Here is a 15,898-nt window from a genome sequence, read left to right as displayed (position 1 = left end):
TCTGCTCCAACTTTGAAAGACCCCTACTAGGGCACGATGAACGTGCGCTGTAGATGGTGACGGAGAAAATCATGTTTATAGAAAAGAAAAGAGAGTTAATTCAAAGCTTTGCTCAGCATCCTTCCGATACAGGTTCATCCGAAGTGCAGATTGCCCTTTTGACTGAAAGAATATCGGAACTTACAGAGCATGTGAAAGTTCACTCTCATGATCACCATTCTCGAAGGGGCTTGCTAAAACTAGTTTCTCGCCGCCGTAGCCTCCTTAATTACCTTAAGAAAAGGGAATTAGAACGCTACAAGCAAATTGTAAGCAAGCTTGGGCTTCGTAAGTAAGTTAGTTCAATAATTTTTAGAATGTAATGCAGGTATGAGGGTAAACGTGAAGGAATCTCTAATGCATAATAGTGTAAAATTTCATAAAAATGAGGTTGCCGTTGCGCGTGAACCTTTCATATTTGAAAGCGGGAAGTTTGCTAAGCAAACCGCGGGCGCTGTTTGGGCTCGCTGGGGTGACTCAATCGTATTGGTTACCGTGTGCAGCTCAGGAAAAGCTCGAGAAGGCGCTGACTTCTTTCCGCTTACCTGTGAGTATCTAGAAAAAACCTATGCAGCAGGACGTATCCCAGGAGGATTTTTCAAACGAGAAACCAAACCAAGGGATGCAGAAATTCTCAACGCTCGTCTTATTGACCGCTCTATAAGGCCATTATTTCCTGATGGTTTTTTTGAGGAGGTGCAGGTTATTGCCACTGTGGTCTCTCACGATGGCATTCATGATACCGATGTATTAGCCCTTAATGCTGCTTCAATGGCTCTGCACTTAAGCCCTCTACCTTTTTCATTAACCAGTGGACCAATCTCTGGAGTAAGAGTTGGGAGGATTGATGGTAAATGGATCGCTCATCCCACGCTTCCTCAGTTAGCCCAGTCTGATGTTGATATTATGGTTTCCTCTCACAAAGATGCCATTGTAATGGTGGAAGGTGGAGCCCAGGAGCTTTCTGAAGAAGAGCTGGTTGATGCGCTATTTTTTGCTCAAAATGAAGGGCTAAAAATAATTCAAGCTTGTGAAGATATGCGCGAGCACATGGGGAAAGAAAAAATTATTTTTACCCCGGCATCAGTAAATCAAGATTTATATGAAAAGGTTAAGTCTGCATCTGCAGCAAGTGGACTGAACGAAGCTTTAGCAACAAAAGAGAAACTTGATCGCTATGCAAAAATAGATGCATGTAAAGAATCTGTTTTGGAAAAAATTTCCCAAGAATTGGGAGAAAGTGATGCAAGTGAAAATGCAAAACGAATTGGCGATTATTTTTCGGATATTAAGAAGTATCTTATGCGCCATCAAGTCCTTGATGACAAAGTGAGGATTGATGGAAGAGGCTACGAAGAAATTAGACCAATCTGTTGTGAAGTAGGCTTGCTTCCAAGGACTCATGGTTCAGCAATGTTTACCCGTGGAGAAACGCAAGGACTTGTAAGCGTGACTTTGGGGACTGGCGATGATGAACAAAAGATTGACAGTCTGATGGGTGAGACATTTCGGAAATTTATGTTGCACTATAATTTCCCACCTTTCTCTGTAGGCGAGGCGCGCATGCTTCGTGGAACGTCAAGGCGCGAGATTGGGCATGGTGCTTTAGCTGAAAGAGCCGTTGCAGCGATGACACCTCAGGATGATGCTAGTTTTCCTTATACAATTCGTGTTGTTTCGGAAATTTTAGAGAGCAATGGCTCATCTTCTATGGCAACCGTATGTGGGGCTACTTTGGCTATGTGGGATGCCGGAATCAAACTTAAAGCTCCAGTTGCTGGTATTGCCATGGGGATGATCAAAGAAGGTGATAAGTTTGCTGTGCTGAGCGATATTTTGGGTGATGAGGATCACTTGGGCGATATGGACTTTAAGGTATGCGGAACACAAAACGGTGTGACCGCTATCCAAATGGACATAAAAATTGATGGTCTGTCTCGTGAAATTTTAAGCAAGGCTTTAGAACAAGCACGACTTGGTAGACTTCATATTTTGGGCGAAATGAAAAAAGCTCTGTCCAAGGAAAGGGATGAAGTCTCCCCTAACGCTCCTCGTATTTATCGCTTTAAGATTAATCCTGACAAAATTAGGGATGTAATAGGTCCAGGTGGAAGAATAATACGTGATATTATTGCTCGATCAGGTGCTAAGGTCGAAGTGAGTGATGATGGTACCATCCAGGTGGCTGGTGTTGGTAAAAAATCGGTTGATAGTGCAGTGAGCATGATCAATGATCTTACGAGAGAAGCTGAAATCAATAAAGTCTATAAAGGTTTAGTGCGCAAGATTCTTGAGTTTGGTGCTTTTATAGAACTCTTTCCTGGTACTGAGGGTCTTTGTCATATTTCTGAATTATCCGATAAGCGAGTTGATAAGGTTTCAGATGTTTTGCAAGAAGGCGATGAGGTAAATGTCGTTGTCTTAAATATTGATCGAGAAGGCAAAATACGCTTGAGCCGTAAGAAAGCTATCGGCAAGCAGGCAGGAGATGTGATTTAAGTAAAATACCTAGGTGTAGGTGATTGTGTTGCGGGCTGAAGGTTTTTACTGTAGCCCGTTTTGTTTTTTGAAGTATCAATATTATGTTTTATAATGAAGACGACCTCGGATAATAAAAATAATATTGATTGAAATGAAAGGTTGGTGTTTCTTGATTAAATGTAGATTCAGTGTGCTGCTTTTAATAGCATCATTTTTTTTGACTAAAAATTTTTTGTTTGCAAAGGAATCAAATTTCAAAAATCACTCTATGGTTATTACCACCGGGTTATTTGAAAATACTCATTACTACGATGCATTTTATGATAGCCGAATTTTTGCCGGCACAGAGAAAGCAGATTTTGTGATAGAGCGTGCCAACAAAGAAATTTTTAGTTTTGAAAACACATTGTTTTTTAGTAATGACGAAATTAGCAAGAAAGAAATTATTGATTCAGCAAAAAATTGGTCGAGTTTAGAAACAAAAGCAGTCATTGGCCATAGTTACTTTGGCATAGTGCAGGAAGGTTCTTTAGAAAGCAAAGTTCAAAATTATTTGGGAGCAGCTTCAGTAAGCATAAAAATATTGAGCAGAAAAAATGGGGAGAAAACCATTTATGCCGTTTTAAAAAATGCTGGAGCTCATCAGAATATTTCTTGGCCCACATCGGAAAGTGAAATAAGGATGATTCCTGGAGTTGTGATAAAAACTGAGCAAGCTCGAGTTGTGGTGGCGGCGCGGGCTGTGGGAAGAGCGGCTCATAAACTTGGCATTGCCGACGAAATTTTGAAGAAAAACAACGCTGTTTTATTGGATGTAGGATCTAACAGTGGACAATCGCTCAACCTTGATCCGCAGCTTATGCAAGAGGCTAAGATTAGAAATATTGTCTCGTTAGCAGGCACGTCGGAGATGGGAGCTTTGGGCAATAACGATCAAAATTTTACCAAACTTGATCTTATCTATCCATTTAAGAATAAAGAACACAAAGTAGTAAATACACATTATGGTAAGCTTAATCTGTGGTCTTTAGGTGATAATGAACAAATATGGTCGCTCTTTAGAAACCTGGGCGATCCTGCCAAAATTGAAGATGCCCTATCATACATGGGGTCGCTAAAGAAAGATCCCAAAAAAACTTTTAATGTTGTAAGGGTTTTTTCAGAAAGAGCAGCAGCCAAGGCGGCGCGTTCAGTTTATGTAGATTTGGTTCTTTTGGTTTCTGCTGATCCCTATGCTCAACTACCAACGCGTGAACAAATAGATTTAAGAAATTCTTCTACAGATGCTTTTGAGCAAGTAGCTCCTATAATTTCTTTGTCGACATTGAGTGTTGCTGAAGTTGTGATGCATCAGTCAAAAAGTGGTGTATTGGAGCGAGTCGAAGTGATTCGCCATGCAGTAAGCGATCAAGGGCCCAAATCTGTCGATCTTTCTGCTCCTTTACTAGAACCGGACACCACAGAAGCCCTGCCAAGCATGAATTCCTCTTGGGAAAAAAAACAGTTAGATGAGGTTGCTGGTGGTTTTCTTTTAAAAAGCACTCAAGCTGATGTGGCACTTTTTGAAAGTAACCTATACTCAACACCTATCAAAGGCGCCTTGGGGATTGATCTTGCTCTGGCCCGTCTCAAGAGGCCTGGAATTATTTCTGTTATAAAAATTCCAGGACTCCAGCTTAAGAAAATAGCACGATTGATCATGGATAATAAATTGAACAATAATTTTGTTCTGTACGGCATGGATCCTAAGGGACGTTTGATCAGGGAACGCACTCTCAATGACGAAGAAACCTATGCTTTGGCTTTAAGCGAAAATGCATTGTTAGAAATTTTTGGCGTGTCGCGAGTTGGTGGTTTTACTGATGCAAAATCAATAAGGGCACCATTTATTGAATCGGTCTATGGCAAGCTTGATAACCTTCTCTTTTTGAGCGGAGCTAAGACTATAGCCATTCCTGAAACAGAGCGCCTAGTTGAGGGTGTTTTAAAAAATAGCAGGACGCACCAACTATTTTTAGATGCAATGGCAAAAGCTCTAAAAGACTCTAGTAGAGATGAAGTGATAGAGAGTATGAAATACTCTCAGGGTAAACCAGGGCACTCTTTGTATTTCAATGTTAACTACTTAGATTTTGGTTTTAGTCATAATTTGGCTAATCAGGCATACATTGACTACAAAGATGCTAAAGTTCGTTTGCCTATGAGTAGGGCTGGAGCTGATCTTAATACACATTTGCTGATATATTCAAAACTTTCCCTCACCTACGATGCTCCTGGATTAATTACGACCTTGAGTAATGGAATTCGTTTTTTGGCCATGGAAGGCTTTGATAAAAAGCCTGCAAAGGATAAATTTACACTTGGCTTGGATTTCCGCCTTCCATGGGAGAGAGGCTTTTTTAAAGATAAAAGTGTTGTGATCTCGCCTATCTTTAAAAATGTTTACGAAACCAAATTAGCTCCCTTTACATTTCTGTCTAAGAATACCGAAGAAGATTGGAAAAAACTGAAAATGATTCCCCGAACTAATAAGTTGGATTCATTGCTTGGACTCAATTTTAATATGACTAACCTCGGGTTTGAGTTTGATGTGGGTGCAATGATGGCGACTGATTTCCGACAGGATTCGGTGAGAGAAGCACTTGACTTTGGTCCTGGGCTTAATTTTTCTAGTAAGTGGAAATTAATAGGTCCGCTAGAGTTGAGCTCTATTATCAAAGCATCATATTTGTTCCCGCTGCCTGATAGCCGGGCCTTAGGCAAAGCTGCTTTAGGAGTAGAAGGAACAGTGTGGTTGAGAGTGGCTCACTTTTATAATTTTAGTCTGTCTTTAATGAACGACTTCTTATTAGCTACCTTACAAGATAAACCGAAAGTTTTGGCAACGAGTTCAATTTTTGGTGTTACCATTTCCTATGGAAATTTCATGAGGATTTTTTAATTAACTGATGTGCTAGAAGGCTATGATAAAAAAAAAATTGCCCATAAACCAGATCAGTGAAGATATTGATGAGGAAGAGCGTGAGCTCTTTCTCAACGCTTTTTTTCAGAATTTTTCAATTAAAGATAAAAAAACTTCACCTGATACAACAAATTCAAAAAAATCTCCTCAAACTGCTGAAGAAAGCGATGAGGAGCTTTTTTTGTGTGCGGTAAATGAGGGCAATTTTTATTCTTATGAAAAAAAACTGCACTCATCCCTGGCTCAGTCAAAGAGCCCAAGGCGCAATAAGAAAGATCAACGGAATAAGCGTGATGCCATTGATGCACGAATTGATCTGCACGGTTTATATGCTGAAGATGCGGTCGAACGCCTATTGAATTTCATTTATAGAGAAAAAAAGCGAGGGAGCAAAATTTTGTTGGTGGTGCATGGAAAGGGGACAGGTGTATTAAAGAAAGCGGCTTGGGCAGTGGTGGAAACGAGCGATATTGTTAATGATTATCAGGTTGCACCAAGCAAATATGGGGGTGAAGGAGCTATTATATTGAAAATTAATCAGAAATTTAAACGGTCATGATAACAATATCGCTTTAGATTTTATGGTGCTCAGTTGTTTATCCATGTTTGTCTTGCTAGAAAATTTTAATGAAAAATAATCATGAAAAAACAGTTAGTACCAAGATAAAAAACTCAATTTTTTATTTTTTGCTTTTTATTTTGCCAAAAAATTTTATCTCCTTGCTGGTTGGCAAGATCCTAAGCGTAGCGTGGCCAAAATCCATTAATTTATTTTTACTTAGAAATTTTATAAAAATTTTTTCTATCAATAGTAATGAAGCAGAAAAAAATATTGAGGACTATGAAAGTATTCAAGAATTTTTTTGCAGACGGCTTGGCGAAGGTACGCGAAAAATTTCACAAAAAAGTAACGTAGTTATAAGCCCTTGTGACGGTGTGGTGAGCGAGTTTGGTCTTATTGAAAATGGTCGATTGTTACAAGTGAAAGGTAAATATTACCAGTTGAGTGAATTGCTTGGATGTCCCAAGCGTGCAGCCCATTTTGAAGGTGGGCATTTTTGTACTATCTATTTATCTCCAAGGGATTATCATCGCTTTCATGTTCCTATTGATGGCTGCATTCGAGAGACAATTTACATCCCTGGAACTCTTTGGCCGGTGAATAGGTGGGCGGTAAAAAATATAAAAAATTTATTTTGTATTAATGAAAGGATAATATCGCTTTTTGAAGAGCAGCAAAGAGCAAAGTCTTTAGCTTGTGTAGCAGTTGGTGCTACTATGGTCGGCAAAATAAAACTTCAATACTGTTCTTTAGAAAGTAATTCAAAACAAAAATTAACGAGCATCAAACATGAGGGCGAAAACCAAGTTAGGGTAAATAAAGGACAGGAACTTGGTCGTTTTATGTTTGGATCAACCATTGTTCTTCTGTTTGAAAAGGGACTCATTTCAGGGTTTGAGCATAGTTCAGGAAATATCAAAATGGGCGAAGTGTTAGCTCGTCTAGCGGAGAACTTGGAGTGACTGAAAGCATCCAGGAAACTAAAAAAAATAGGCGGCATCAAAAAATTAATAAACCAATTTTTACGGCCTTATTGTTATTGTCGCTTGCCATTTTTAGTATAGAGTTCGTTTTTGATGTGAGACAAAATCTTGCCTGGTATCATACTGTTTTACTATTTGATCTTTGTTTGATCGGGGCATATTTCTCGTATGTACTTTCACTTATCAAACAAAATCGTCATAGCTTACTTGAGTTAGTAAATAAAAATAAGGCTGATTTAGCTTATTTCATAGTGGTGTGCTTTTTTTTATTTATTCCAAGGCTCGCTGCCGCTTTGATTATTGTTCGACTCATATTTAATTTTCTAGCTCGAGTACTCGAATCATCGTGGGGAGCCAAACTCGCTACGGCTGTCAACCTGAGACCAAGCCAGACCTTGGCTTTAAGTTTTTTAGGATTGATTGCTACAGGAGCACTTTTACTGACTTTTCCTGCCGCTACCACTAACGGTCAGGGCGCAAAGCTCATCGATGCTATCTTTACCATGACCTCAGCAAGTTGTGTCGCAGGCCTTACTTTGCTTGATATCGGAATGGAATTTTCACGCTTTGGTCAAGGCGTCATTCTTTTAGGTATTCAGGCTGGGGGGCTTGGGATAATGGTGCTCTCAGCAGCCTTTACCTTGCTGGTTGGTGGTACGATACCTCTAAAAAGACAGGTTGGTTTAAGCCGCGTGTTGGACATATCGACTCCAGATGGGCTGCGCAACTTGATTCGGGCTGTAACCGTAACGACCATTGTTATAGAATTTATTGGTGCTGCAAGTTTATTTATTCTGTGTAGTGATGAAGTTCCTGGATTTACTGATCGACTTTGGTGGGCAGTTTTTCATACCATTTCAGCTTTTTGCAATTGTGGACTTGGACTTTTTTCTGATTCCTTAAGCGTCTTCATAAATAAGCCTGTTGTTTGCCTTATTTTTATGTCGCTGATTACTGCAGGAAGTTTGGGTTTTTTTGTTTTCTCGGACATCACCAATCGCGAGGTGTGGAGTATCAAAAAACCAAAAGCTATTTGGAGTCGCCTACAAATTCAGAGCAAAGTTGTTATTGTCGCCACAATTTTCCTCAACACTTTTGGAATGTTGGTGTTTTTATTTTTTGAATATGATGGAGTATTACGAGGTTTGCCCTTTGAGTCGAAAATTCTAGCTTCGCTTTTTGAAACGGTAAATTTACGTTCGGCTGGTTTTTCGCTCGTTTCGCTAGAGGGACTTACCCAACCTTCTATCATGTTTACCATCGCTTATATGTTTATTGGTGCAGGGCCAGGTTCCACAGGGGGAGGAATTAAACTGACAACTGCAGCAATAAGCGTCATGGCTGTAAGAGCCATGTTATGGGGACGGCGTGACGTTGAAATTTTAGGCCGCCGTATTGCACCAGAGGTGGTTAATCGTAGTTTAGCTATTATGCTTATTTCTGGAACTATTGTTGGAGTAGCTTTAACGCTCCTCTTAGCGACACAAAATATTTCTTTTGATAAATTATTTTTTGAAACGGTTTCAGCTTTCGGTACAGTGGGATTCACAATCGATAGCACTTCACATCTTAATAGCACAGGTAAAATATTAATCATCTGCATCATGTTTATTGGTCGTATCGGACCTTTAACCCTTGCGCTAGCAGTTGGGGAAAAGAACAAAGCTCAAGGCTATCGCTACCCCAAGGGTAATATAGCGGTGGGATAGGAGAGTTAGCTTGAAATTATTTGTGGTTATTGGACTCGGTCAATTTGGTCGTTCAACAGCAAGTGTACTCTATGAAGGTGGAGGTGACGTCATTGCTATTGATGCCGATCAAAATCGAGTAGAGCTTGTAAAAAATAATGTTGGACAAGCAATATGTCTTGATGCAACTGATATTGATGCCTTAAGAACAGTCGGAGCGGGAAGAGCGGATACTGCTATCGTTGCGCTTGGAGAGGATGACTTAGAAGCAAGCGTAATTTGTTGTGCAGCGCTGAGCGATCTGGGAGTGGGAAGAATTATTGTTCGATCAGCTTCAGAGCACCACAGCAGAATACTTTCTCGTGTTGGTGCAACGAGAGTTATTTACCCTGAAAAACAAATGGGTGAGCAGCTGGCAAAATCATTGATAGCTTCGGGCGTGCTTGATCAGGTGACACTTTCTACCGGACAAGTAGTAGCGAATGTCAGGCCTCGTGAAGACTTAGTCGGTAAAACTCTTCGCGAAGCATGTTTTCACGATCATTTTCGTATTGCTGTTATTGGTATTCAGCAGCCAAAACGCAGTGTTGATGATAGGGGAGAAGTGCATGAAGAACTCATTTTGCTACCAATACCCGATCTTGATAACGTTATTAATGAAGATGATATTTTGATTATTGTGGGTAATCAAAGTCAGATTGAATTAGTCGCTCGTAAGGAATAGTCGAATATAATGACAAGCTTTGATGATAATAGAAGTCGCATTCTTTCAAAGATTTCAGTTGCTGCACGCACACTTTTAACTCCACCTAAGAATGTAGAATTTATTGGTTTTTTAAGCTCAGGACCAACAATTCGTTCTCGCTCTCGTCTTGCTCTTGCTGCAGTTTTTTTTCTGACCATTCCTATATTGCTTGTCGGTGTTATGCGTACTGAAAATGTGGGCTACCATGCTTCATTATTAAGTGACTATGATAATTACGGACGGCTTATATTAGAAACAAAAATCAGGATAAAAGAGCTCGATGTCGCGTTGTGGGAATATGTGGTTGAACAAGAATTTGAAAACGGACAAGCCGCGATTGTAGCTTCTGAAGACGTAAAAAAAGCGATTACTGCCTTGGTGCTGCAGAGACCTGAAGAAATAAATATTGGACCACGAGATTTTTTGCCGGGGCTTGCATCAAGGCTTGATAGCTCAATAAAAAGATCTATAGCTAATTATAGCTCTATGGCGTCAGTACGTTTAAGTATAATGTCATTGTTGCGGGAAATAAAAGCTATAGAAAAGCAAGTAGTCATACATGCCCGTTCTGAACGGCAGCTGACTCTGGGAGCTCTTTCCAAAGTTGGCCGAGATCAATTAATTTTATTTTTGGTGTTGGTGTGCTCCATTCCTATTTTTGTAGGCTTTATTCCAGGCTGGATTGTCAGACCATTAACAAGGCTACGTCAAATGGTGGGCAAGATCGAAGCGGGTCATTTCAAAGATATTAATATTGCTGGCCAAGATGAAGTCTCAGTACTAGCAAAAAGCCTAAGAACGCTTTTTGCTCGTAAAGAAGAAATAGATGGTAAAAAATCTTCTAAGTTGTTTGAGTTGCGTAATATTCTACGTTCAGTCATAAAACGAGTGGATGAGCCAGTATTTATTGTCGATAGAAATTTGAAGATCAGTTATACAAATGAAGCTGCATCTGCTTTGCTTGCTATACCGCAACATCAGATGGAAGGAACTTATCTAAGCGATTGTATGTATTGCCCTAGCACTAAGAAAGCTTTGGAAAAAGCATTTAGTGGTGATGGCCAGGATGAGTCTCTTTTAGTAGAGATTGAGCTATCAGATGGTCGTTCTTTTTCTAGACATGCACGAATCGGGGTTGTCAGAAACAGAGATGGCGAAGTTTCTAGAGCAGTGCTTGTACTTAACAAATCTGATAGCATTGCTACATTAGAGGAAAAGTCTTGAAGCAGCACAGTGTATTGGTTGAAATTCTTTTACTTCATTTATAAGCCCATCGACATGGCTTGAGCCCTCAGAATCATTTTTATGGGTATATTTAAAAAAGAACGATATAAATTCAACTTTTTCTTTTTCATCAATGATATTTACATCAGGAATGAGTAGGGCGTCATAATCGTTTCCTTCCTGTGGGGAATCTCGGCGCTCGATAGATATAACAGGGCCTAAAATACTTGGAGACTCTATGATGGCTTTTCCTTGCCTGATAATTTCCTTTTGATCTTTGATAGCAATATGGAGCTCTGCCGGGTGAACAGTGCTGCCGGTGTAGTAGCTTATTTGAATGTTTTCTCCAGTGCACTCGTAGAAATTAGGTGCAGACGCGTTAATATTGAAGGTGTAGATCACGAGTAGAACAAATAATTTTTTCATTGTGGCAGCACTCCTCAGTTTTTTATTTTTAGTACGTTGAGATAAGCTTTGGCGGTTATTCAAAGGGAAAAAAGATGAAAAATATATTAATGATTCCTGGTGATGGCATTGGGCCTGAAGTTACAAGCCATGCTCAACAGCTCCTCCAATTATTGTCGAAAAAATATGATTTTGGGATTGCTGTGACAGAGGTCGATTGGGGAGCGGAGCGCTGGCTAAGATATAAAGAGGGCATACCTGAAGGAGAATTAGAGCAGATACCAAACAAGTACGATGCAATTTTATTTGGAGCCCTGGGTGACCCGAGGATACCTGATATGGCTCATGGTAGAGCAATCTTGCTTGGGTTAAGAACTAAACTAGAGCTCTACATTAATTTTAGACCCGTAAAATTATTGCACCCGCGATTGTCTACTTTAAAGAAGCAATGTGATGTGGATATCGCTATTTTTAGAGAAAATACCCAAGACATTTATGGTGCTGTTGGCGGAGCAATTAATCAAGGTTCAACAGATGAAATAGCGATTGATGAAAGTATTCATAGTTATAAGGGAGTTGAACGCATCATTGAATCTGCATTTCTTTATGCAACAAAAATGAATCGTAAACGCGTATGTTTAGTTGATAAATCAAATGCCATAAAATTCGGTGGAAGTTTGTGGCAGCGAGTTTTCAAATCCAAAGCAAAAGAATACCCACAGGTGAAAGCGGAACATCTCTTTGTTGATGTGGCTGCCATGCAAATGGTTCAGTCACCTGAAAATTTTGAAGTGATTGTAACCTCAAATCTCTTCGGTGATATTCTGAGTGATTTAGGCGCTGGGCTCGTGGGCGGCCTAGGTGTTGCTGCGAGTGCCAACATAAACCCTAAAACAGTAGCATTATTTGAACCAGTGCATGGATCTGCACCCAACCTGGTTGGAAAAAATACCGCTAATCCTTTTGCAATGTTTTTATCTCTTGGCATGATGCTTGAGTATTTGGGCTTTAGTGATCTCAAAGGCCTTATCGAAAAGTCGGTAACTTTTGCCATTGAAAAATCTGTTTGCACTCCAGATCTAGGCGGAAGACATACAAGCACCGAAGTTAGCTCTTTTATTATGGATTATATTAAAGAAGCTGCCTAAGTATAGGAAATTTATTAGATAGAGCTTGCTCTTTTATTTTGAGTGGTAAGCTCTATGGAAAAATACCTATTTACTTTTATCTTGTTAGTGTCTTTTTTGTTGTCACTTGAGTCTTTGACTTCGGCTGGCCGGCTTAGTTTGTCTGATGAGCTCGCTTGGCTTTTTAATAAAGAATACTTCCTTAATAATATGGACATAATTCATATTAAGGAGTTAATCAGGGGCTTACGTGATAAGCAAATTGAGCTTAGGAAAAATAAAGATGATAAAAATTTTCACAAAATTTATAAACTTTTAGGGCAAACACTAAGTAAAGCGAATGAGCTAGAGCGCGCTTTATATCGGACGGAACAGGTCGAGCGCAATTACAAAGATAGAAATCCGCAGCTCATCAGACAAACAAAAAGTTATGTAGAGCGTACCAAACAAGAACTTTTGAAATTATTGCGAGACTTTTATGATGGCGATAATAGCTTGGAAAAAATTTTTGAGCTTTGATATGCCAGCAACGACAAGACTACTATTAAGCCTTGCGTAAGTGACACTAATTTTGTAGGGGATGAAGCTTAATAATTATTAGAGTTAAATGTTTAGAAATGAGCAAAAAGAAAGTTTCAGCAAATAATGCATTAACAACATTACTTAATAAGCAGGAAAGCCTGCATGTTAAAACCCATAATCAGCATTATGTTAACTTTTATTGGAAACCAAAAAATGAAGCTCTTCTTTTAGGAAATTAAAACATTACTTAACCCAATAATAATAATGCAGACACTCCTCTAGCACTGGCTGCCGCAGAGAGTGTCTGCTAGTTATTTAAAGAAGTTCTGGATTGCAAATACCTAAGTAATCCTTGGTCGAAGCCGTATAAAAAAATCCTACTTTGGATAAATTCTTGTGGATATAATTTGCGAATAAACAATGAGGATAAGTAGTAGGATGAATACTATCCCAAAACAGTTTTGAGTTTGGGGCTTCACATGTAAATTTCGTTGGAGTTGAAAAGAATTTAGATGTGTAGCAGGCTTTGTTAATTATTGAAAACTTTTGCTCATGGTAAAACTCCTTAACAAAAGTTTTATCAAATCCGAAATCTAATTCTTTAGCCTTGGAAAATTGTTCCAATAACTCAAAACTGTCTTCCATTACCCTATCAGCCTCAATAATGGTGAGCTTAGTGTCGCTGTATTCATCCCTAAAAGCATTTGCTATTTGTTTAAGTAAATAATTGTGAGTTTTGCTAATTCTAGTTAACCCTTCAGATAAACTTATGACTCTCTTGCTCGCGGGCTCTTTAATGTTGAGATGATAACTTTTGTTGTCGAGTATTTTTGGGGTTGTGCCCAAATCAGGTAAATTCACAACCATAAATTTTCGTGCACCAGCTTTATACAAGGTTCTTAGATGACTATCAATACTTCGAGTAACTGCGTTAATAATGGTGTTAGAGCCAGCTCGTGGATTATTTGGAACATCGATAAATATATCTGCATCTTTTACAGAATCGAGCCAAGTGAAATAGTCATTCCCGCCAATCCAAATAACAAATAATGTTGAGTCAATTTTTTTGATAGTTTCCTCATTAATAAGCTTCTTATATTTTTCAATTTCGTTGCCGATATTTCCAGTTATTGCTAGTTGCGCAGACAAATAGGCACTCTCCTTGAAAGTCAATTGATCGAATTCATCATCCAAATGTGGAGATGAAAGAGAGCCTCCCACTGCCCAATTTTGTATGGCTACTCCCGTAACCATTTGCATATAATCAACCCAGTTGGGTCCATTGCTGAAACGACCTGCAAAATATGGTTCAGGAGGAAATACCCTTAGCCAATTTTTGAGATTTCCCTGGTCCGATAAACTGTCACCAAAAATAACGACACGGTCAATCTCGCCTCCTTGTTGTTGATTATTAGTTGAAAAGACGGGGGAAAGAAAATTCATGGAAAGAAAGGAAGATTTAACAGCAACGTTCAATATTCTTTTTTTGTAGTAGGAATGTGGAAAAGCCTTTCGTAAAGCATTTTTGCAATATTTTTTGGCGCCCTCTGAGGAGTTTTCATAAATAACAGGACGGAATTTACTAAAAGGCAATGATGATTTACCATTCATAGAAGATACTTCAAAAAATCCATCTATTTTTTTGCCTTCCACATAAATATATTCATTTTGCTCCCCTCTTGCCCAAAGCCATGGCAGCCCCGGATGCAAAAATGATGTATTTTGCGAAGAACTTGTTGTGTCAAAGTATCGGCACGCAAGCCTGTACCCTGCGAGCGCATTTTTATTTAAAAATAACAAAACAAAAAATGTCAAAATAATAAGCCTTTGATAGCATCCCATTTTTTGCAAAAGCATATCCCCCCCAAGAGTAACGCAAGCAAATAAGCGCTCTGTGTGGAGAATTTATTTAAAAATCAATGGATTTGGCTCAATAGACAATTTTTTCTTATTTTTTATTGAAAATCAGTGCCCCAATAAGAAGGCAATAGTAAGTAAATGCAGAGCAATATAAATGTGAGGTTATTAGCGTGAATTTATTGAATTTTAAAAAACTATTTGTGGTTGCGAGTGTTTTAACTCCCCTCGTGTTTTCAGCAGAAATTTATGCGGCTGAAAAACAAGATGAACTTGGCTTTAAGCAAGTAATGAATATTCTAGATGAACAAATCAAACTTGGCGATCTTAGTGATACATCAGCGCTGATAGCAAAAGAACTCATGAATGAAATTTTGCTTAATGAGAGTGCTTATAACACGCTAAAAAATGATGACGGAAATCTTGTGCTTGATGAATCAGCAGCTCGTTATATTTTTGGCTCTCTTAAAGATAAAGCTACTAGTGCAATAAATAAGGGCTTGGAAAAGTATTATAATTCGAAAGACTACGCTCGAGAAAAGTACGATGCTTTTCAAGAAAAACTTGATGAAAAGATGCCAGGGTTTCGTAATAGTCTTGCGGATGCACTGGTTGCCGTAAATGAAACTCTGAGTAAGATTGATCCAAAGGTAGTTGGTAAGATTGTTAAAATAGCAGGTTCAATAATTGGCGCTACTTCTTCAATCCTTGGAGCAGCTTTTGGGGTGCCCGTAATTCCTGGACTTGCCATCTCTATCGCAACCGCCGTTTTAGGTAATTCATATACTGTATCTGGTGCCTTAGCAGGAGCGAAAACTTTGCTCGATATAGCAGAACACGTACTTAGAGTTGATCCAGATGCAACTCCTCAGGACGATACTGAAAAAGGTAATGCTTTAAAAAAGATAGCTGAAGCAGTTAGATGGGTTGGCCAACACTATATCGATAATTATTCAGTGTATAAACCAGAAGAAGTAGAAGCTGTAAAAGCAGGTCTTAAAGCGATCGGTAAAATCTTTGCTTACTTTATGTAAGATTTTTTAGACAAGACAATGAATGAGCAATAGGCTCTTCATTGTCTTATTTGCTTAGTTATAACCTTTCAAAATCTCCATATTTTTTATGAGCGCTTTGCAATTTTGGGATAATTTATTATCACAAGCGAAAAATTAATAAAAATTTTAACTTTCCTCTCATCAATCGCACAGATAGCAAAATATTTTTTAAATTAATGGTATTTTTTTTTACCTCTTATAGAATCTTTTTATTCCACCTCGAGAGTTGTTCTTAAGGCAGATAAATA

General features: G+C 38.8%; 13 protein-coding genes. 11 read left to right on the top strand and 2 right to left on the bottom strand.

What is annotated here, in order from left to right; all coding sequences use genetic code 11:
- The first annotated feature begins 68 nt into the window (after positions 1-68).
- The 8 genes from rpsO (at position 69) to H6731_00600 (ending at position 10,684) form a co-directional block, all read left to right on the top strand.
- Complete coding sequence (gene rpsO / locus H6731_00635) at positions 69-335, top strand: 30S ribosomal protein S15 (GenBank protein ID USN51897.1); 267 nt, start codon at positions 69-71, stop codon at positions 333-335.
- A gap of 61 nt (positions 336-396) precedes the next feature.
- Positions 397-2,538, top strand: coding sequence for a polyribonucleotide nucleotidyltransferase (gene pnp / locus H6731_00630; GenBank protein USN50957.1), 2,142 nt, complete (start codon positions 397-399; stop codon positions 2,536-2,538).
- A gap of 172 nt (positions 2,539-2,710) precedes the next feature.
- Positions 2,711-5,461 (top strand): hypothetical protein, encoded by a 2,751-nt coding sequence (locus H6731_00625; protein USN50956.1) that lies wholly within the window; start codon positions 2,711-2,713, stop codon positions 5,459-5,461.
- A 22-nt stretch (positions 5,462-5,483) separates the two neighbouring features.
- The gene (locus H6731_00620; GenBank protein USN50955.1) at positions 5,484-6,041 is read left to right on the top strand and encodes a Smr/MutS family protein; all 558 of its coding nucleotides are present in this window, start codon (positions 5,484-5,486) and stop codon (positions 6,039-6,041) included.
- Positions 6,042-6,109: 68 nt separating this feature from the next.
- Positions 6,110-7,006 carry a phosphatidylserine decarboxylase gene (gene psd, locus H6731_00615; GenBank protein USN50954.1) on the top strand — a complete coding sequence of 299 codons (897 nt, stop codon included), beginning with the start codon at positions 6,110-6,112 and terminating at the stop codon, positions 7,004-7,006.
- Positions 7,003-8,736, top strand: coding sequence for a Trk family potassium uptake protein (locus H6731_00610; protein ID USN50953.1), 1,734 nt, complete (start codon positions 7,003-7,005; stop codon positions 8,734-8,736). Before psd ends, H6731_00610 begins: the two co-directional genes overlap by 4 nt.
- Positions 8,737-8,746: 10 nt before the next feature.
- Positions 8,747-9,439: a TrkA family potassium uptake protein gene (locus tag H6731_00605; protein USN50952.1), complete on the top strand. Its 693-nt coding sequence runs from the start codon at positions 8,747-8,749 to the stop codon at positions 9,437-9,439.
- A 9-nt stretch (positions 9,440-9,448) separates the two neighbouring features.
- Positions 9,449-10,684 carry a PAS domain-containing protein gene (locus H6731_00600; protein USN50951.1) on the top strand — a complete coding sequence of 412 codons (1,236 nt, stop codon included), beginning with the start codon at positions 9,449-9,451 and terminating at the stop codon, positions 10,682-10,684.
- Here the strand turns inward: H6731_00600 and H6731_00595 are convergent.
- Entirely contained in the window at positions 10,667-11,110 is a 444-nt protein-coding gene (locus H6731_00595; GenBank protein ID USN50950.1) for a hypothetical protein, read from the bottom strand. The two genes, H6731_00600 and H6731_00595, sit on opposite strands and share 18 nt — an antisense overlap.
- Before the next feature lie 74 nt (positions 11,111-11,184).
- On the opposite strand from H6731_00595, the gene H6731_00590 reads away from it, so the two are divergent.
- Both H6731_00590 and H6731_00585 read left to right on the top strand, forming a co-directional pair.
- The gene (locus H6731_00590) at positions 11,185-12,237 is read left to right on the top strand and encodes an isocitrate/isopropylmalate dehydrogenase family protein (protein ID USN50949.1); all 1,053 of its coding nucleotides are present in this window, start codon (positions 11,185-11,187) and stop codon (positions 12,235-12,237) included.
- A 54-nt stretch (positions 12,238-12,291) separates the two neighbouring features.
- On the top strand, positions 12,292-12,735 hold the full coding sequence (locus H6731_00585) for a hypothetical protein (GenBank protein ID USN50948.1): 444 nt from the start codon (positions 12,292-12,294) through the stop codon (positions 12,733-12,735).
- 318 nt (positions 12,736-13,053) lie between these two features.
- Here H6731_00585 and H6731_00580 read toward each other — a convergent pair whose 3' ends face one another.
- The gene (locus H6731_00580; GenBank protein ID USN50947.1) at positions 13,054-14,595 is read right to left on the bottom strand and encodes an SGNH/GDSL hydrolase family protein; all 1,542 of its coding nucleotides are present in this window, start codon (positions 14,593-14,595) and stop codon (positions 13,054-13,056) included.
- Positions 14,596-14,768: 173 nt separating this feature from the next.
- Between H6731_00580 and H6731_00575 the strand changes: the two genes are divergently transcribed.
- Positions 14,769-15,629 carry a hypothetical protein gene (locus H6731_00575; protein USN50946.1) on the top strand — a complete coding sequence of 287 codons (861 nt, stop codon included), beginning with the start codon at positions 14,769-14,771 and terminating at the stop codon, positions 15,627-15,629.
- The last annotated feature ends 269 nt before the right edge of the window (positions 15,630-15,898 follow it).

The sequence above is a fragment of the Myxococcales bacterium genome (assembly GCA_023898405.1).
Lineage (GTDB): Bacteria > Myxococcota > UBA727 > UBA727 > JABDBI01.
The sequence above is the reverse complement of the archived record's forward strand: the minus strand, read 5'-3'. Positions and strand labels throughout refer to the sequence as shown.